This window comes from Pseudomonas sp. Larv2_ips (assembly GCF_963879675.1).
Taxonomy (GTDB): domain Bacteria; phylum Pseudomonadota; class Gammaproteobacteria; order Pseudomonadales; family Pseudomonadaceae; genus Aquipseudomonas.
The window spans coordinates 1,039,575-1,058,562 of sequence record NZ_CAWOAW010000027.1; the positions used below are offsets into that span (position 1 = coordinate 1,039,575).

At 61.2% G+C, this 18,988-nt stretch carries 17 protein-coding genes; 6 read left to right on the top strand and 11 right to left on the bottom strand.

Annotated features, from left to right (window positions below; genetic code table 11):
* Positions 1-94: 94 nt before the first annotated feature.
* The gene (locus AACV02_RS21660; RefSeq protein WP_119741928.1) at positions 95-697 is read right to left on the bottom strand and encodes a TetR/AcrR family transcriptional regulator; all 603 of its coding nucleotides are present in this window, start codon (positions 695-697) and stop codon (positions 95-97) included.
* An 81-nt stretch (positions 698-778) separates the two neighbouring features.
* Between AACV02_RS21660 and AACV02_RS21665 the strand changes: the two genes are divergently transcribed.
* Positions 779-1,378, top strand: a complete 600-nt coding sequence (locus AACV02_RS21665; protein ID WP_119741930.1) for an NAD(P)H-dependent oxidoreductase — start codon at positions 779-781, stop codon at positions 1,376-1,378.
* A gap of 1 nt (position 1,379) precedes the next feature.
* On the opposite strand, the gene AACV02_RS21670 is transcribed toward AACV02_RS21665, so the two are convergent.
* Positions 1,380-1,769 carry a hypothetical protein gene (locus AACV02_RS21670; protein WP_106577908.1) on the bottom strand — a complete coding sequence of 130 codons (390 nt, stop codon included), beginning with the start codon at positions 1,767-1,769 and terminating at the stop codon, positions 1,380-1,382.
* A gap of 32 nt (positions 1,770-1,801) precedes the next feature.
* The gene (locus AACV02_RS21675; protein WP_119741932.1) at positions 1,802-3,058 is read right to left on the bottom strand and encodes a 3-phosphoshikimate 1-carboxyvinyltransferase; all 1,257 of its coding nucleotides are present in this window, start codon (positions 3,056-3,058) and stop codon (positions 1,802-1,804) included.
* 329 nt (positions 3,059-3,387) lie between these two features.
* Here AACV02_RS21675 and AACV02_RS21680 point away from each other — a divergent pair, with 329 nt between their 5' ends.
* On the top strand, positions 3,388-4,017 hold the full coding sequence (locus AACV02_RS21680; RefSeq protein ID WP_119741934.1) for a lytic polysaccharide monooxygenase auxiliary activity family 9 protein: 630 nt from the start codon (positions 3,388-3,390) through the stop codon (positions 4,015-4,017).
* 7 nt (positions 4,018-4,024) lie between these two features.
* On the opposite strand, the gene AACV02_RS21685 is transcribed toward AACV02_RS21680, so the two are convergent.
* Positions 4,025-4,579, bottom strand: a complete 555-nt coding sequence (locus AACV02_RS21685) for a UPF0149 family protein (RefSeq protein ID WP_119741937.1) — start codon at positions 4,577-4,579, stop codon at positions 4,025-4,027.
* A gap of 60 nt (positions 4,580-4,639) precedes the next feature.
* Positions 4,640-5,908: a chloride channel protein gene (locus tag AACV02_RS21690; RefSeq protein ID WP_119741939.1), complete on the bottom strand. Its 1,269-nt coding sequence runs from the start codon at positions 5,906-5,908 to the stop codon at positions 4,640-4,642.
* Between the two features lie 191 nt (positions 5,909-6,099).
* Between AACV02_RS21690 and AACV02_RS21695 the strand changes: the two genes are divergently transcribed.
* The gene (locus AACV02_RS21695) at positions 6,100-6,912 is read left to right on the top strand and encodes a crotonase/enoyl-CoA hydratase family protein (RefSeq protein ID WP_119741942.1); all 813 of its coding nucleotides are present in this window, start codon (positions 6,100-6,102) and stop codon (positions 6,910-6,912) included.
* Positions 6,913-6,917: 5 nt separating this feature from the next.
* A complete protein-coding gene (gene nudC / locus AACV02_RS21700) occupies positions 6,918-7,751 on the top strand; it encodes an NAD(+) diphosphatase (RefSeq protein WP_119741944.1) in 834 nt (277 codons plus the stop codon).
* On the opposite strand, the gene AACV02_RS21705 is transcribed toward nudC, so the two are convergent.
* The 3 genes from AACV02_RS21705 to AACV02_RS21715 all read right to left on the bottom strand — a co-directional run bounded on the left by AACV02_RS21705 (position 7,719) and on the right by AACV02_RS21715 (position 10,469).
* A complete protein-coding gene (locus tag AACV02_RS21705; protein WP_119741946.1) occupies positions 7,719-8,498 on the bottom strand; it encodes a TSUP family transporter in 780 nt (259 codons plus the stop codon). The genes nudC and AACV02_RS21705 overlap by 33 nt on opposite strands.
* A gap of 187 nt (positions 8,499-8,685) precedes the next feature.
* Positions 8,686-9,405 (bottom strand): phosphatidylcholine synthase, encoded by a 720-nt coding sequence (gene pcsA / locus AACV02_RS21710; protein WP_106577916.1) that lies wholly within the window; start codon positions 9,403-9,405, stop codon positions 8,686-8,688.
* Positions 9,406-9,554: 149 nt separating this feature from the next.
* Complete coding sequence (locus tag AACV02_RS21715) at positions 9,555-10,469, bottom strand: class I SAM-dependent methyltransferase (RefSeq protein ID WP_119741948.1); 915 nt, start codon at positions 10,467-10,469, stop codon at positions 9,555-9,557.
* Between the two features lie 191 nt (positions 10,470-10,660).
* On the opposite strand from AACV02_RS21715, the gene mdeB reads away from it, so the two are divergent.
* A complete protein-coding gene (gene mdeB, locus AACV02_RS21720; RefSeq protein ID WP_119741950.1) occupies positions 10,661-13,339 on the top strand; it encodes an alpha-ketoglutarate dehydrogenase in 2,679 nt (892 codons plus the stop codon).
* A gap of 125 nt (positions 13,340-13,464) precedes the next feature.
* On the opposite strand, the gene AACV02_RS21725 is transcribed toward mdeB, so the two are convergent.
* From AACV02_RS21725 to AACV02_RS21735, 3 genes are all read right to left on the bottom strand, one after another.
* Entirely contained in the window at positions 13,465-13,953 is a 489-nt protein-coding gene (locus tag AACV02_RS21725) for a DUF1289 domain-containing protein (protein ID WP_119741952.1), read from the bottom strand.
* Between the two features lie 152 nt (positions 13,954-14,105).
* Positions 14,106-15,356: a ribonucleotide-diphosphate reductase subunit beta gene (locus AACV02_RS21730; RefSeq protein ID WP_032879817.1), complete on the bottom strand. Its 1,251-nt coding sequence runs from the start codon at positions 15,354-15,356 to the stop codon at positions 14,106-14,108.
* Positions 15,357-15,955: 599 nt separating this feature from the next.
* The gene (locus AACV02_RS21735) at positions 15,956-16,225 is read right to left on the bottom strand and encodes a DUF2790 domain-containing protein (RefSeq protein ID WP_106576108.1); all 270 of its coding nucleotides are present in this window, start codon (positions 16,223-16,225) and stop codon (positions 15,956-15,958) included.
* A 397-nt stretch (positions 16,226-16,622) separates the two neighbouring features.
* On the opposite strand from AACV02_RS21735, the gene acs reads away from it, so the two are divergent.
* Entirely contained in the window at positions 16,623-18,578 is a 1,956-nt protein-coding gene (acs, locus tag AACV02_RS21740; RefSeq protein ID WP_106576109.1) for an acetate--CoA ligase, read from the top strand.
* The last annotated feature ends 410 nt before the right edge of the window (positions 18,579-18,988 follow it).

Sequence of the window (18,988 nt, forward strand, 5' to 3'; positions counted from 1 at the left end):
TTTGGATTTAGGTACTGGCCTTGTGCTGTATTCACAAGCCGTACTCAGGTAAACACCCGTCGCGACGCTTTATTCCTGCGGCGTGAATAATTATTTACCCGCGGCTGCGATTGACCATGCCCAGGATCGTCGCGAGCAGCTCCTGCTGCGCCTCATCGCGACTGATCTCGCCGCTGGCTGCCGCCTGTGACAACGCCTCCGCCGCGCCGAGCATCGCCCGCAAGCCGGCTTGCGACACGGTTGCGCCGGGTGCAAACGGCGCCAGGGCGTCGCGGCACTTGTCGAGAAAGATCGCCTCGTATTTGCGCTTGAGGGTTTCCAGTTCCGGCGAACTGCTCAACGCGGCAATGACCCCCGGAATTTCCCGCCCCTGCAGCAACACACAATCGACATAGCACGTGGCGATCACCTGCGCGCGATCATCGAGTGTCGCGCCACTGCTGTCGAGGGCTTGGGCAAACAGCTGGTTCTGACGCCCGTCGAAATCTTCGTACAGCGCGGCGAGCAAGCCTGCGCGGGTGACGAAATGGTCATAGACCACCGGCTTAGTGACACCCGCCAGTTCCGCGAGACGGCCCAGGGTCAGCGCTTCGGTGCCTTCCTCGCGTACCAGTTGCCAGGCCACATCGAGCAATTGGCGCAGGCGATCTTCGCGCGCAAGGCGCCGGCGTGGAGCTGTGGATTCAGTGCTTGACATGCTTATATACCAAAAGTAACTTGAGGGAGTAACTTACTAAAAGTAGTTTAGCCCAGCCTAAACGCAAAGGGAGTCAATGTCATGCACGCTCTGATCGTTGTTGCTCATCACGACCCGCAATCGCTCACCCACAGCCTCGCCGCGCAAGTGGCTGCAGGCTTGACTGCCGCTGGCCACACGTTCGAGATCGCCGACCTCGCCGCCGAAGGTTTCGACCCGCGCTACACCGCTGCCGACCACCGTGTGCACCGCACCCGTGCCACGCCACCGGCCGACATCCTCGCTGAACAAGCACGCATCGACCGCGCCGACGCGCTGGTTATCGCCTTCCCGATTTATTGGTGGTCGCTGCCAGCCTTGCTCAAAGGCTGGATCGACCGCGTGTTCGTCAACGGCTGGGCCATCGACTACGGTCCCGATACGCCGGTGGTGAAGAAACTGCGGCACTTGCAGGTGCACCTGCTGGCCCTCGGCGCGGCGGATCACAGTGCGTTTGACCGCCATGGGTACACCCAGGCGATGCGTACGCAAATTGACTACGGGATTTTTGATTATTGCGGTGCTCAGGTGGTGACGTCCGCGCTGCTGTTGGAATCCGAGAGCGGCGGTGCGCAAGCGCATTTACAGGCGGCGAAGGTCGTGGGGCAGGGCCTGTTTGAGGACGAAACCGTGGCCGGGTGATTCAGCCTTCGCGAAACAGGTCGTGGGCATCGAGCAAGCGGTAGGCAATCTCCGGGCGTTTTTCCATGCCGCGACGAATCGCTGCGGGAATTGATTGCCGGGTCTTGCGACACATGCCCGGCAGGTCGTCGATGACGATCTGAATCCCGCGCATGCTCTTGACCTCTGTGTGGCCCGGTGCGACGTGTACGCGGATGCCCAATTGCTCGTACATCCGCTGTTGCATGTGTTCCAGGTCTTGCAGGCTTTTGAGGTCTTCGAGGCGCTCGAGCAGGCGTTTTTCTTCCTGGCGTGTCAGGTGAAGAATGCGCACGTCGGCGTCGGGCGCTTGCAGCAGTTGCTCACGGTCGCAGACGCAGGCGCCGGGTGGGCAGGGCGGGCGAATCGTCATGTGCATTCCCTCCCCATTCCGGCGCTGCTGCTTCAGTAGCTCAGTGCAACCCCAAGACTGCCCAAGGCCTTCCAGTACTCAGGGTAGGTCTTGGCCACGCAGTCCGGGTCTTGAATGCGGATTCCCGCGACCTTCAGCCCGGCCAGCGCAAAGCACATGGCAATGCGGTGGTCGGCATGGGTGTCGATCAGCGCGTTGCACGTGGTGCCGGCCAGTGCAGGGTCGCTGGCGACCAGCAGGTCATCGCCTTCGATGGTGGCCAGGCCTGGGCGAATTTCGTTGAGGCCATCGTGCAGCGCCTGCACCCGGTCACATTCCTTCACGCGCAGGTTGGCCAGTTCAGTGAAGCGCACCGGGGTGTTATTGAACGCGGCCAAGACTGCCAGGGTCGGGATCGCGTCCTGCATCTGCGAGCCGACCACGTTGGCCTGCATGTTCGGGAACTGGGCGATCACGGCCTGGGCCTTGGCGTCCGGCTGGGTGAAGTCCTGCGCCGCCACGCCGATGTCGATGCGCCCGCCGGTCAACACTTCAGCGGCCCACAGGTACGTTGCAGCGGAGGCATCGGGTTCGATCAGGTAGTCATGGGCGGTGTAGCCGGTGGGGGCGACGCGCCAGGTGGTGTCGTCGACCACTTCGACCTGTGCGCCAAAGGCACGCATGCAGTCCAGGGTCAGGTCCACGTAGCCACGGGCGCCGATGTCCTTGCCGGTCAGCGCCACTTCAATCGGCGCTTCGCCGCAGGCGGCAAGCATGAGCAAGGCCGACACATACTGGCTGGACAAACCGCCGTCGATTTCAAAGCGTTTGGCCTGGACCTTGCCCACGCCGTGCACGGTCACCGGCGGGCAACCCGTGGGGCTGTCGACGCGGATGCCATTCTGGCCAAGGGTGGCCAGCAGCGGGCCGATCGGGCGTTTTTGCATGTAGTCGTCGCCGTCCAGCACCACGGTGCCTTCGACCGTTGCCACGGCCGCCGTGAGAAACCGCATGGCGGTGCCGGCATTGCCGAGGAACAACGGCTGCGCGGGCAATTGCAGTTTGCCGGAGCCTGTGACCACGAAGGTGGTGTCATCCGGCTCATCGACGGTCACGCCCATCTGGCGCAGGGCCACCGACATGTGGCGGGTGTCATCGCTTTTCAGCGCGCCGCTCAAACGGCTGGTGCCCTTGGCCAGCGCCGCCAGCAACAGGGCGCGGTTGGTAATGGATTTGGAGCCGGGAGGAGCGACCTTGCCGTTCAGGGGGAAATTGGGCGGTGTCACGGTCACGGTTTTCTGCGAACTCAAGGTACAAGGCTCCTGATCAAGGCAAGGTGGTGTGGAGTGGCCGACGGGCGGACCCGAATAATCAGCCAAACACGCCACGCTTGTCGAGCAGGGATCGTTGTACGGCGCGTATTACGGCGTGATCAACTCGCGGACAGGGCGTCTAGCCTTACTGCCCTCAGCCGGGTAGGACAACCAACCCTTGCGTTGCAGGACAACGGCCTTTACGCCGCGAAACGGCGTCGCTGTACGAATGTTCCGAAAGAAGCATCGATTGGACAATAAAACCCACCACGGTAAGTTCGAGGCACGCCCCATGACGGGGCGCTTTCAATCAAGGAGTGAATGAAATGAACAAACCTCAGACGCAACTTAGGCACGGCCGTGTCGTGACCCCCGCCAGCCGAGGCTCGGTGGCCGTAGAGCGTGGGCTGCTGGGCAACTGGCAGGTCAACGAAATGGAAGGCGGCAAGAACTTCCCGGCACTCACCGCCGGGCCTTTCCCTGCGCCTTATCAAACCGATGATCAAAGCGTCACGCCGCCGGCCGACGGGCACATCCTGAGCGGCGGCAAAACCGATGAGCGCGATTGCGTCAACTTCACCGATGAGGAGATGAGCAAAAAGCTCAACACCCCGTTCACTTGGCCATTGCTCAATGTCGAGGCCGGCCAGGTGTTCAAGGTGCAGTGGCAATACACCGCTGCCCACGTCACCCGGGGTTATCGCTGGCTCATCACCAAGGATGGCTGGGACCCCAAGCAGCGCATCAGCCGCGCCCAGCTTGAGGCAAAACCATTCTTTGAAGACTTCTACACCCAGGTGCCGTATTACCAGCACGCCGACGAAATGAAAGCCAGGGTCGAGCACCAGGTGACCTTGCCCAAGGGCAAAAAAGGCCGCCACGTGGTGGTGTTGATGTGGATCGTGGCCAACACCGGCAACGCGTTCTATCAGGCGTTTGACCTGGACTTCAAATAAGCCCGGCTCAGCGTTTGCTCAACCAGTAATCATGTAGCGCCCGCGCAGCCGGTTCGATTGCGCTGACCCGCTGTTGATGGGCGTTTACATCCAGGTCCGCCGGCAATTCGAAGTTGTCCTGCTCGGCGCACCAGGAAATTTTCTCCAGTTGCCCGGCCAGTTCGGCGGGCAATTCGGGCCAGTGGCCGATCGCGGCGCCACGGATATAGCCAAAGCACCATTCCTCCGCCAGGGTGACGACGTGGCCCTGATGCTCCGTGTCATCAAAGCGAGCCTTGAAGCCTTGCGCGTCGGTTGCCAACTGCGCGGCCAGGGTATTCATATGGCGCACGCACAGTTCGAGAAAACGTTGGGCCTCTTCCACACTTTCCCAGTCCGGGTTCTGCCCACCCCAGATCGCCGGAAACCACTCAGCGACGTCCACTTGTGCCGGGCTTGAGACCAGCGCAGTGAAGTAGCCGTCGAGTTCGGCCAGGTTCAGCACCGAGTGATCGTCACCGTACTTGAGCAGGGTTTCGTCGATGAATTCGAAATCGGCGGGGGCGAGGGGTTGGGCGTGCATGGCAATTCCTTTGAGCGTCGAGCGCCGCTGCGGGGCGGCTTAAAGCGCGAAGGATGGCGCTTAGGCCGGCTTTTTTCCAGCGTTTTCCCAGCGCACAAGCAGTTTGCTCACGCACATCGAGCCGACCACCGCCAGGATGATCGGCACCAGAAAGTCATGGTCGATCCGGGTAAATTCCGCCACCAGCACAATCGCCGTCAGCGGCATGCTCATGCTCGCCGCCAGGAACGCCGCTGCGCCGATGATCGCAAACGCGCCCAGCGGCACGCCGGGCCACGCCAGGCTCCAGGCGCCGCCGAGGATGATCGCCAGCAACGCGCCATTGGCCAGGGCCGGGGTCAGCAGCCCGCCTTCGGCCCCGGCGCGCAGGCTGCTGGTCGTGATCAGCACTTTGACCAGCAGCAGGATGGCGGCCAGGCCGATTGTCAGCTCATTGTCGAAACCCAGTTGCGCCGGGCCCTTGCCGTTGCCGAGGATCTGCGGCAGCAGCATGGCCAACCCACCGATGAGGGTAAAGTTGATCAACGCCAGCTCCGGCAAACGCCAGCCGCGCGCGGCGTTCGCCCTGGCGGCGCCGGTAACGCGGCTGAAAGCGTAGGCCGCCACGCCAAACACCGGGCCACACACCACGGCCCAGGCGATCAACGCCGGGCTCAGCAGAAAATGCGGCACCACGTATTGCGACTCTGCGCCAAGGCCGATCCACGCCACCGCGGCCCCAATCGCCGACGTTGCCAGCGCAATCACCGCTGCTGGCCAGCTGAATGCGCCGACCAGCACTTCCAGCACAAACACCGCGCCGCCCAACGGCACGTTGTACACCGCCGCCAGGCCCGCACCCGCGCCGCAGGCTACGATCAGCCGATGCATCGACGGTTCCAGTCGCGCACGCTGCGATAACCATGTCGCCGCCAGTGCGCCGACTTCACGCGGCGCCACTTCACGCCCCAGCGGCGAGCCGAGGGCCACGGTGATGATTTGCAGGATGGCGTGGGCGAGGGTGGTCTTGGGCGGCATGATCGGCATCTTTTCGCCAACCGCCTGCTTGATGCTCACCAGCGGGCGGCCGTAGCGATAAATCGCCCACCAGCCCACACCCGCAACGAGGCCGCAAATGACCAAGACCAGTAACCGACGCTGTGGCGCGGCGGCGGTCACGCCCCACAGAAAGGTTTCATGGCTGACCAGGCTGTCGAGGCTGTACCCGTACGCCAGGTGCTGGATGCCGTGCAGCAGCAACGCCAGGAGCATCCCGCCAAGCCCGGCGCCGATGCCAGTCAGCACGACCACCAGGGCCAGAATCAACGATGAGCGAAACGTGGTCGGCATAGACGGCTCCAGAAGTGGCCCAGATTGTATAGCCGATAAAGTCGCGTTCCCGGGTGAAATGTATCGGCAGGCCATGAACCGCGGCCCCACAACATTTCATTACGTTTGCCAGTCCCGTTTTTGGCCGATGCGCCGCCGCGCTCCCTTGTTATAGTTCGGCCCTTATCACTCGCCAGTCAGGGATCACTGCCATGTCCGAATACCAAGCTTTCGTCGTCGAACTCACCGGCAACGTTGCCCATGTGCAGATCAACCGCCCGGAAAAGATCAACGCAATGAACGCCGCGTTCTGGACCGAAATCATCGACATCTTCCAGTGGGTCGAGGACACCGACGCCGTGCGCGCCGTGGTACTCAGCGGCGCCGGCAAGCATTTTTCTTCCGGCATCGACCTGATGCTGCTGGCCTCGGTGGCCAACGAATTCGGCAAGGACGTGGGCCGCAATGCGCGCTTGTTGCGCCGCAAAATCCTCGAGCTGCAAGCCTCGTTCAACGCCGTCGACCATTGCCGCAAACCGGTACTGGCGGCGATCCACGGCTATTGCATCGGCGGCGCCATCGACTTGATCAGTGCCTGCGACATGCGTTACGCCGCTGAAGACGCGCAGTTCTCGATCAAGGAAATCGACATCGGCATGGCCGCCGACGTGGGCACCTTGCAGCGCCTGCCGCGCATTGTCGGCGACGGCATGCTGCGTGAACTGGCTTACACCGGCCGCCAGTTCGGTGCTGAGGAAGCGCGCAGCATCGGCCTTGTCAATCGCGTGTATGCGGACTATGCAAGCCTGTTGGCCGGCGTCATGGACATCGCCCAGCAAATCGCCGCCAAGTCGCCGATTGCCGTGACCGGCACCAAGGCGATGATCAGCTACATGCGTGACCACACGGTCAATGATGGTTTGGAATACGTTGCCACCTGGAACTCGGCTATGTTGCAATCCAACGACCTGCGCGTGGCCATCGCGGCCCATATGAGTAAGCAGAAACCCGAATTCGTGGATTGACCGACATGACCCCAGGCTGGATTACCACAACGCTGCTGGACAACGACGCCCCCGGTGGCTGGGCGGTCGCCCGCAGCCGCGAAGGCTTTTTGCATGACACCAACGGCCCGCTGTTCCCGCGCGAATGGCTCAAGCGCCAGGACCTGTCGGTGTTCGCCGAACACGGCATCGGCCACCTCGACGGTGAGCCGGTGTACTTGCTGGAACTGAACTCGGCGAGTGACGTGCCAGGCTGCAGCTGGCAAGGTTTGCGCGCGTTCATGCTGCAGGGCGATCACACGTTGTACAAAGTGCTCGGCTACGCCGCGCAGATCGGCACCTGGGCGCGCGAGCACCGGTTTTGCGGCAGCTGCGGCCAGGCCATGGTCCAGGTGCCGCGTGAGCGTGCGATGCATTGCCCGGCCTGCGACCTGCGCAGTTACCCGCGCATTTCGCCGAGCATGATTGTGCTGGTGACCCGAGGCGACGAGATTCTGCTGGCGCGTTCGCCGCGTTTTGTCACGGGCGTCTACAGCACCCTGGCCGGGTTCGCCGAGCCGGGTGAGTCGGCCGAAGACTGCCTGATCCGCGAGGTGCGCGAGGAAGTGCAGGTGGAGGTCAAGAATATCCAGTACATGGGCAGCCAATGCTGGCCGTTCCCGCATTCGATGATGCTCGGCTTCCATGCCGAATATGCCGGTGGCGACATCGTGCCCCAAGCTGACGAGATCGAGGACGCGCAATGGTTCAACATCCACGACCTGCCGCCGCTGCCGGCGTCACGTTCGATTGCGCGTTACCTGATCGACCTCTACCTGGCGCGTCGTTTAGGCCACGCTGAACCAGTGTTGCCAGGCTAGACGCACGGTCAGGCCGAGGACCACGGTGATAAACACCGGGCGAATGAATTTGGCGCCGCCGCTGATCGCGCTGCGTGCGCCAAAGAACGCGCCGCACATTACCGAAAAGCCCATCGCCAGGCCGACGATCCAGTCCACCGAGCCGTTGAAGATGAACACCGACAGCGCCGCCGCGTTGCTGACGAAGTTCATGCTGCGCGCTACGCCGCTGGCCTTTACCAGGTCGATGGGGTGCAGCAGCATCGTGCTGACCGTCCAGAACGCGCCGGTGCCGGGGCCGGCCACGCCGTCGTAGAAGCCCAGGCCAAAGCCCTGGGTGGATTGCCACTTCTTCTTGATCGGCGCGTCGGCATCCAGCGGCGCCTTGGGCGTACCGCCAAACAGCAGGTACACACCGCAGCCGAATACGATCACCGGGAGCATTTTGTTCAGGGTTTCGGCCGGCAGGTAATGCGCGACGACCGCACCGGCCAGCGCGCCGATCAACGTGCCGACGATGGCATGCACCCACTGGCGGGGATGAAAAAGTTTGCGCCGGTAGAAGGTGAAGCTGGCGGTGGCCGAGCCGAAGGTGGAACTGAGTTTATTGGTGCCCAGCACCAGGTGGGGCGGCATGCCGGCGGTCAGCAGGGCGGGCGTGGTGAGCAGCCCGCCGCCGCCGGCGATGGCATCGATGAAGCCGGCGATAAAGGCCACGATGGCCAGGATGGCGAGGGTGGTGAGGTCGACGCTGAGTTCGAAGGGCATGGGCAGGGCTTATTATTGGCAGGGCACAGCGAAGGGGCTGCACCGAAGGCCCGCATCTTACCTGTCAGACAACAGAGAGCCAAATGTGGGAGCGGGCTTGATCGCGAAGGCGGCATGGTCAGTCAATATATCTATGACTGATCCACCGCTTTCGCGAGCAAGCCCGCTCCCACAGGTTTAACCGCGATCAACCGTGACGCTTGTCCAGCCACTCCAGCGCTGTGCGCCACACACAAATGCCGAGGAAATACGCCGACATCAGCGACCACAACCCGAACGTCCATGGGTTGGTATTCGGGTAGTCCACCACCATCAAAAAGCTGCACAGCAACCAGATCGTGGTCACGGCAATGTTGATCGGCATAAAGCGCTTGACCCGGAACGGGTGCAAAAACTTCATCGGCGTCACGGTCAGCAGCGCCAGGCCAATCACCGTCAGCAAGGTGACCCAGGCGTCCGGCTGGATGATGTACACGCACAGGGCAACCACGTTCCAGGCGGCGGGGAAGCCGACGAAGTAGTTGTCCTTGCTCTTCATGTTCACATTGCAGAAGCAGAACAGCGACGACACCAAAATCACCGACACTGTGAACAGATGAGTGAAGTCGGGCAGGTCGATATAGCGGTAGATGAACAACGCCGGAATAAACACATACGTCAGGTAATCAATCACCAGGTCCAGCACCGAGCCATCGAAGCTTGGCAATACCGTGCTGACGTTCACTCGTCGGGCCAGGGAGCCGTCTACGCCATCGACTACCAGTGCCAGGCCCAGCCAGAGCAGGCAAGCCTTGGGTGAGTTTTCCAGCAGCGCAAGCGTGGCCAGAAAGGCCAGCACGACGCCGGTGGCGGTAAAGCCGTGGGCGCCCCAGGCTTTGAGTCTGGCTACATGCAGGGTCGATATCACGGGCGTTTCTCCAAAAGGTCAAACAGGGCAGCCGACAACGTAACGCCGTCGAGTCTGGCCGGGGAATGCAGGTATCGACCGGGAAGGGGGGGATAAGGTTCACCGCCCCGGTGTATCACTTAGCGTAGCAAGCGCAGCACGTTTCAGCATCAACCCTGACGGAACACCAGCGCCTTCAAGCCACTTTGGGGGTCGATATCCGGAAATTCAGGCGGGTTTTGCAGCCGCTCCACAAAGCGCAGGCCCGGTGCTTCGCGGGTGACGCCGTCGATCAGGAAGTCTTCGCCAAACGCCGGGTCGTTCATGCACGCCAGTACGCAGCCCTGGGGCGTGAGCAAATCCGGCAGCCGGCGCAGCACGCGTTGGTAGTCCTTGGTCAGCAGGAAGCTGCCTTTCTGAAAGGACGGCGGATCGATGATGACCAAATCATAAGGCCCGCTATGGGTGACCTTGGCCCAGGACTTGAACAGGTCATGGCCCAGAAACGTAACGTTGCTCAGGTCGTGACCGTTCAGGCGATGGTTGTCGCGGCCACGGCTGAGGGCGCCACGGGCCATGTCCAGGTTCACCACATGGTCGGCGCCGCCTTCGATGGCCGCGACCGAGAACCCGCAGGTATACGCGAACAAGTTGAGTACGCGCTGGCCTTTGGCCTGCTCACGCACCCAGTTACGGCCGTAACGCATGTCGAGGAACAGCCCGCTGTTCTGTTTTTTTCCCAGGTCGATCAGGTAGCGCAGGCCGCCTTCGGTGATGGTCAGCTCCTCAACGGCGTCACCCACCAGCCATTCCGTGGTGCTTTGCGGCAGGTAGCGGTGTTGCAGGGCCACGGTATAGGTGCTGAGCTGTTCCTTGAGCATCTGTTTCAACGCGTCCAGCTGTTCGGCCTCCGGCGCTTTGAACAACGAAACCAGAATCACCCCTTGCAACCAGTCCACCGTCAGTTGTTCCAGCCCCGGCCAGCAGCGGCCACGGCCGTGGAACAGTCGCCGGGTCTCGGCGGGCGGGCTGGTCAGGGCGGTGAGCAGGTGGGCGTGCAGGGTGGCAAGTGCGTCTGGGGTCATCGGTCAGCGTCGGTCATTGAGCGGGCGGCATTTTAAACACAGTTGCGGCGTTGCGTGGGGCTTGAGCACAACGTGCTGGCAAAAAGCGGATTGGCAGTGATTCATGCTCAAAATGCTCGAACCTGCGCCTGATAACAGGCAAAAAATCCTTTAGCGCCAGCATAAACTGGAAAAAAAGCCCGGAGGTGCGCATGAATGGTTTCGCCAGTGCAGTCAATCACACGGCGTTGGATCAAGTAGAGCAGGACGAGTGGCGTGACGCACTGGCTTCGCTGGTGGCCAACGCCGGTCCCGAACGGGCGCGGCAGATCCTCGACCTGTTGGCCCGCGAAGGCAGCGCCCCGCATATCAACTGGAAACCGCGCCACGGCACGCCGTACATCAACAGCATCAGCGTTGAGCAGCAGCCGGTCTTTCTCGGTGACCTCGCCACCGAAGAGCGTCTGGCTTCCCTGGTGCGCTGGAACGCGCTGGCCATGGTGGTGCGCGCCAATCAGGCGTACGGCGAGCTCGGTGGCCATATCGCCAGCTACGCCAGTGCTGCCGATTTGTTCGAAGTCGGCTTCAACCACTTTTTCCGCGCCCGCAACCCAGACTTTGGCGGCGACCTGGTGTTCTACCAGCCGCATTCCGCGCCGGGCATTTATGCGCGCGCCTTCTTGGAGGGCCGCTTGAGCGAAGACGACCTCGCGCACTACCGCCAGGAGATCGGCGGGCTACAAGCGGGCGCACGGGGTCTGTCCAGCTATCCGCACCCGTGGTTGATGCCGGACTTCTGGCAGTTCCCCACCGGTTCCATGGGGATCGGCCCGATCAGCTCGATTTTCCAGGCGCGCTTCATGCGTTACCTGCAGCATCGTGGCCTGCTCGACACCACCGACCGTCACGTCTGGGGTGTGTTCGGCGACGGCGAAATGGACGAGCCGGAAAGCATGTCGGCACTGACCCTGGCCGCTCGCGAAGGCCTGGACAACCTGACCTGGGTGGTCAACTGCAACCTGCAACGCCTCGACGGCCCAGTGCGCGGCAATGGGCGCATCATCGATGAACTGGAGGCGTTGTTTGCCGGTGCCGGCTGGAATGTGATCAAGCTGGTCTGGGGTTCAGACTGGGACGCCTTGCTCGCCAAGGACAGTGACGGCTCGCTGGTGAGCACGCTGTCGCAGACCGTCGACGGGCAATTCCAGACCTTCGCCGCCAAAGACGGCGCCTACAACCGTGAGCACTTTTTCGGGCAGAGCGAGTCACTGGCCAAGTTGGTCGAGGGCATGAGTGACGAGCAAATCGACCGCCTTAAGCGTGGCGGCCACGACATGGTCAAGATCCACGCCGCCTACCACGCCGCGCGCCGGGTCAAGGGCCAGCCGACGGTGATCCTGGCGCAGACCAAAAAGGGCTTCGGCATGGGCGAAGCCGGGCAGGGCAGGATGACCACGCACCAACAGAAGAAGCTTGATCGGCAGGCGCTGATCGCCTTCCGCAATCGCTTCCAGTTGCCGCTGACGGACGAGCAGACCGAATCGCTGAGCTTCTTCAAACCGGCCGACGACAGCCTTGAATTGCGCTACCTGCATCAACGCCGCCAGGCGCTCGGCGGTTACGTACCGAGCCGCAGTCAGGTCGCAGCGCCGGTGGCGGTGCCGCCAGTGAAGGATTACGCCGGTTTCGCCACGGCGGCTGACGGCAAGGAAATGTCCACCACCATGGCCTTCGTGCGCATGCTCACCCACCTGCTCAAGGACAAGGCCCTCGGCCCGCGCATCGTGCCGATTGTGGCCGATGAGGCGCGCACCTTTGGCATGGCCAACCTGTTCAAGCAGATCGGCATCTATTCCAGCGTCGGCCAGTGCTACGAGCCCGAAGACATCGGCTCGATCCTCAGCTACCGCGAGGCCACCGACGGGCAGATCCTCGAGGAAGGCATCAGCGAAGCCAGTGCCATCAGCTCGTGGGTGGCAGCGGCCACCAGCTACTCGGTGCACGGCCTGCGCATGTTGCCGTTCTACATCTATTACTCGATGTTCGGCTTCCAGCGCGTCGGCGACCTGATCTGGGCCGCCGCCGACCAGCGCGCCCGCGGCTTCCTGCTTGGCGCCACAGCCGGGCGCACCACACTGGGCGGCGAAGGGTTGCAGCACCAGGACGGCAGCAGCCACCTCAGCGCCGCCACCGTGCCTAATTGCCACGCCTACGACCCGGCGTTTGCCGGCGAGTTTGCGGTGATCCTCGACCACGGCATGCGCCAGATGCTGGAACACGATGTGGACGCGTTCTACTACGTAACGCTGATGAACGAAAACTACCCGCAGCCAAGCCTGCCGCAGGGCGTGGAGTCAGCGATTATCAAAGGCATGTACCGCTTGCAAGGTGCGCCGGATGCCCAAGTGCGCTTGCTGGGTTCGGGCACGCTGCTGCGCGAGGCCCAGGCCGCCGCGCAGTTACTGGCCGAGGATTGGCAAGTGGCGAGCGAGGTGTTCAGCGTCACCAGTTACAGTGAGCTGGCGCGGGATGCGCGGGAAGTGGAGCGGTGGAATCGCTTGCATCCCCAGCACGCCAAGCGCGTCAGCCATGTGAGTGACTGCTTGCCCAACGGCGCGCCGGTGATTGCGGTGTCCGACTATGTGCGGGCGGTGCCGCAGATGATCACTTCTTACCTGAGCTGCAGCTACACCGTGCTCGGCACCGACGGTTTTGGTCGCAGTGATACACGGGCAGCGTTGCGTGATTTCTTTGAAGTGGATCGCCATCACCTGGTGCTGGCAGCGCTGACGGCGTTGGCGGAGCAGGGGAGTCTGGCGCGAGAGGTGTGTCAGCAGGCGATTGAGCGCTATGGCTTGCAGACGGAGCGCGAAGCGTCCTGGGTTTGCTGACTGGCGAAAATCCAAATGTGGGAGCGGGCTTGCTCGCGAAGGCGGTGAATCAGTCAGCAGATTTATTAACTGACAGACTGCATTCGCGAGCAAGCCCGCTCCCACACTTTAGGGTTGCGGTGGTGTTAGAACGTGGCAATCAGGGCTGGCCCAAACGCGTCCTTCAGAAACCCCGGCGCGATGTAGCGCTCGTAGTGCGCCTCGGACAACAGGAAAAATTCCCGATCAATCGCATCACGCAAATCCGCAAGGTTGCGCTCACGAAACTCCGGCAACAACGCCAAGCCGTACGCATCCAGCTTGGAAATCACCCGCGCGCCCCGCGCTATCAACTGGTACGCCCAGCAATACGGCGACTGGTGCGGCATAAAGCGAATCTTGCGGTCTTCCAACTGCTGGCGCAGGCGTTGTGGGTCGAACACTTCCAGCTTGCTGGCCATCACCTGCACCAGCAACTGCTCCAGGCGCAGCCACACCGCCTGCTTCTCGTCGGCGTTGTAGCCATTCCACTGAATCACCTCATGGTGATAACGCTTGCAGCCCCGGCAGACCAGGTCACCGTAAACGGTAGAGCACAGGCCGACGCAGGGGGTCTTGATGGTGTGATTGGGCATAAAGGGCAATTTGCAGAGTCTATAGAGCACCGCAGACCCAATGTGGGAGCGGGCTTGCTCGCGAATGCGGTGAGTCAGTCACCGGATGCATCGACTGACACGCTGTATTCGTGAGCAAACCCGCTCCCACACGTTTAGATCTGTGTTGTTGATCAGTCCCAGCTCAACGCGCCGCCGGTCTGATACTCGATCACGCGGGTTTCGAAGAAGTTCTTCTCTTTCTTCAAGTCCATAATCTCGCTCATCCACGGGAACGGGTTGGTGGTGCCTGGATACTCTTCCTTCAAGCCAATCTGCGACAAACGACGGTTCGCGATGAACTTGAGGTAGTCCTCCATCATCGCCGCGTTCATCCCCAACACGCCGCGAGGCATAGTGTCACGAGCATATTCAATTTCCAGCTGAGTCCCTTGCAGGATCATCTGGGTCGCTTCTTCTTTCATCTCGGCATCCCACAAGTGTGGGTTTTCGATTTTGATCTGGTTGATCACATCGATACCGAAGTTCAGGTGCATCGACTCGTCGCGCAGGATGTACTGGAACTGCTCGGCCACGCCGGTCATTTTGTTGCGACGGCCCATGGACAGGATCTGGGTGAAGCCGCAGTAGAAGAAGATGCCTTCCAGGACGCAGTAGTAGGCGACCAGGTTGCGCAGCAGTTCTTTGTCGGTTTCGACGGTGCCGGTTTCGAACTTCGGATCGGAGATGGAGCGGGTGTACTTCAAGCCCCAGGCGGCCTTTTTGGCGACCGATGGAATCTCGTGGTACATGTTGAAGATCTCGCCTTCATCCATGGCCAGCGATTCGATGCAGTACTGGTAGGCGTGGGTGTGGATCGCTTCTTCGAAGGCCTGGCGCAGGATGTACTGGCGGCACTCCGGGTTGGTGATCAGGCGGTACACGGCCAGCACCAGGTTGTTGGCAACCAGGGAGTCGGCGGTGGAGAAGAAGCCGAGGTTGCGCATGACGATGCGACGCTCGTCGTCGGTCAGGCCTTCGGGGTTTTTCCACAAGGCGATGTCGGCGGTCATGTTGACCTCTTGCGGCATCCAGTGGTTGGCGCAGCCGTCGAGGTATTTCTGCCAGGCCCAGTCGTACTTGAAGGGTACGAGTTGGTTGAGGTCGGCGCGGCAGTTGATCATGCGCTTTTCGTCAACGGCGACGCGGGCGGCGGAGCCTTCCAGCTCGGCGAGGCCTTCGGCGACGTCGAGTTTGTCCAGGGCGGCCTTGGCGCGCACGATGGCGGCGGAGTCACTGGCGGTGACGGCGCGGGCTTCGATGGCGGCGGCGGCGCCGGCACCGTCGAGGCGGTCCATGTTGGCTTCGGTGGCGTGGCCGGCGTTGGCGCCTTTAGCGGCTACTTCGCCTTCTTCTTCTTTGTCGAATTCGTCCCAGCTCAGCATGACGTGTCGTCTCCTGCGTGAGGGCTCAAAGGTGCCCGTGTGAAACCGGATGGTTGGGTGTTCACACGGCCCAGAGGCCGCGGTGGATCTTAAGAAATCGTTTGTTGCAACAGCTCGCGCAGGCATTAAACGGAATTGGGTAACGGGTGCTCTGCGTGAGGCTGAGGGGCGGAGCGACTGGTGCATGCTCCAGCGGGAGGCCTCAGGTCTGGCTCTTCATCCCAGTGTAAAGGGATATTGCAGGCCCGATTTACCCGCGCATTATAGGGAAAAAATCGGCTTTGTGTTGCGGCGGATGGTCACGATTGAGCGCCAAAATGGCTTGGTTTTCGGCCAAGGCGCGTGTTTGCAAGGCTTTGCCGGGATAGGAAATTTTTGACGGGCGGTGGGATGTTTTTTGTAGGGCGGGGGAAGTGGGCTTCCGGGGAGTAAAAATGCAGGGAAGGGTGCAGGGTTTTGAGGTGTTGGTGTGGCCGGTATCGCTTTCGCGAGCAAGCCCGCTCCCACATTTGGACCGAGGTGTGTCAGCTGGCTCTTTGCCGCAAGAACGATTTCTTGCGGCGAATAAGATCAGGGTTTAACGCCTTTATAAGAAGCTGTTATCCGTTAGAACAACCATTACCCATTACTTGGTAATTAAGAATATGACGTTGACCCTGCGAGTCTTCATATTCCATTTGTACCGGTACAACCTGGCAGACTTCCGGAACAGTACTCATGGACAATACTTTGGCCACATCCAAATGAGTGCTGTAAGTGTAATCCTCAACAATCGGGGCGTTCTGGCCGGCCAGCTCGGTCGGGGCCTCATCGGCCAGGGCGGCGGTGGCGCACAAGCTGCTGAGGGCCATAACTACGAGAGCTTTCATTTCTTTACTTACCTTCTTCAGGGCGAAAGGGGTCACGGGGCCCTTGTGAGGCCACGTGTGTAACTTAAGAGTTGGGAAGTTCGGATTAACGTTGCCTTCGTGGGGGCTGTTACGTTGTTAATCACAGTGTCTTGTTGACGGCGTTGATTTTAGGCGCACGCGTTATATTCATATACCCGTGCTTTTGATAAACACTATTGGCGGTTTTTGTAACAATCCCCTGATAAAGGTTTTTTCACCCAGCCGGAAAGCCACGCAGGGCGCGGGCCAGAGCCGTAAACGGGCATGGCAGGGCAATTTGTAGGGGCTTGTTACTACCATCGTCGAATGGTTCTATGGGGGCGCCCCGGCTACAACAGGGCATACAAAAACAACTATTGTCACCGAGGTAAGAAAGATGAGTGCGGCTTCCCTGTACCCCGTTCGCCCCGAAGTAGCAGCCAACACGCTGACCGACGAGGCGACCTACAAGGCCATGTACCAGCAGTCGGTGGTCAACCCCGATGGCTTCTGGCGCGAGCAAGCCAAGCGCCTTGACTGGGTCAAGCCTTTCACCGCGGTCAAGCAGACTTCTTTCGACGACCACCATGTCGACATCAAATGGTTCGCCGATGGCACCCTCAACGTTTCCTACAACTGCCTGGACCGTCACCTCGCCGAGCGTGGCGACCAGGCGGCGATCATCTGGGAAGGCGATGACCCTTCCGAAAGCCGCACCATCACCTACCGCGAGCTGCATGAAGAAGTCTGCAAGTTCGCCAACGCCTTGCGTGGCCAGGATGTGCACCGCGGCGACGTGGTGACTATCTATATGCCGATGATCCCCGAAGCCGTGGTCGCCATGTTGGCCTGTACCCGCATCGGTGCGATCCACTCCGTGGTGTTTGGCGGTTTTTCGCCGGAGGCGCTGGCCGGTCGCATCATCGACTGTAAGTCTAAGGTGGTGATCACCGCCGACGAAGGTATCCGCGCCGGTAAGAAAATTCCGCTGAAGGCCAACGTCGACGACGCGCTGACCAACCCGGAAACCAGCAGCATCCAGAAAGTCATCGTGTGCAAGCGCACCAATGGCAACATCAAGTGGAACCAGCATCGCGACATCTGGTACGAAGACCTGATGAAAGTGGCGGGCACCGTGTGTGCGCCCAAAGAGATGGGCGCCGAAGAGGCGCTGTTCATCCTCTACACCTCCGGCTCCACCGGCAAACCCAAAGGCGTGCAGCACACCACCGGCGGCTACCTGCTGTATGCGGCCCTGACCCACGAGCGCGTGTTCGACTACCGCCCCGGCGAAATCTACTGGTGCACCGCCGACGTCGGTTGGGTCACCGGCCACACTTATATCGTGTACGGCCCATTGGCCAATGGCGCGACCACGCTGCTGTTCGAAGGCGTGCCGAACTACCCGGACATCACCCGTGTCGGCAAGATCGTCGACAAGCACAAGGTCAATATCCTCTACACCGCGCCCACTGCGATCCGCGCGATGATGGCATCCGGCACCGCCGCGTGCGAAGGCGTGGACGGCAGCAGCTTGCGTCTGCTCGGTTCAGTCGGTGAGCCGATTAACCCGGAAGCGTGGGACTGGTACTACAAAAATGTCGGCCAATCCCGTTGCCCGATCGTCGACACCTGGTGGCAGACCGAAACCGGCGCCACCCTGATGAGCCCGCTGCCGGGTGCGCACGCGCTCAAGCCGGGCTCGGCGGCGCGGCCATTTTTCGGTGTGGTGCCTGCGTTGGTGGACAACCTTGGTAACATCATCGAGGGCGCTGCCGAAGGCAACCTGGTGATCCTCGATTCGTGGCCTGGCCAGGCGCGTACGCTGTACGGCGACCATGACCGCTTCGTCGACACCTACTTCAAGACCTTCCGTGGCATGTACTTCACCGGTGACGGCGCGCGTCGCGATGAGGATGGCTACTGGTGGATCACCGGCCGTGTAGACGACGTGTTGAACGTGTCCGGCCACCGCATGGGCACTGCCGAGATCGAAAGTGCGATGGTTGCACACCCGAAAGTCGCCGAAGCGGCGGTGGTGGGCGTGCCCCATGACATCAAGGGGCAGGGCATCTATGTGTATGTCACGCTCAAAAATGGTGAAGAGCCGAACGAAGCGCTGCGCCTGGAGCTGAAAAACTGGGTGCGCAAAGAGATCGGGCCGATTGCGTCGCCGGATGTGATCCAGTGGGCACCGGGCTTGCCGAAGACGCGCTCGGGGAAAATCATGCGGCGGATTTTGCGCAAGATCGCCACGGCTGAATATGACGGGTTGGGGGATATCTCGACCTTGGCTGATCCGGGGGTGGTGGCGCATTTGATTGAAACGCACAAGACCATGAACGCCGCGTAAGGCGGGGTTGGTGGGACAGGGCCCCATTTGGCGTGAGCCGGGTGGGGCTTTTTTGTGGGAATTCGAAACCGATGCAAATCCCCTGTGGGAGCGGGCTTGCTCGCGAATGCGGTGCACCAGCTAGCAGATGTGCAGCTGACCCAGCGCATTCGCGAGCAAGCCCGCTCCCACATTTGGAATGTATTTCATGGGCAAGGCGGTGTAGGTCTGACAGACCCGCACAACCCCCAAGCCAATAAATATCGACTTAGCGCGTAGGACGTTTCTGAATGTTACCGGGCGCCCTAAATGTGTAACCCAACGCCCAAACCTGAGGCAAAGTGCTACGCCCGCGTCCCTAAAAGCCCCGTTTTAGACACCCTCTGAAATAAGATTAAACGCCAGACTTGCCGTGCTAGAAGGGTTTGCGA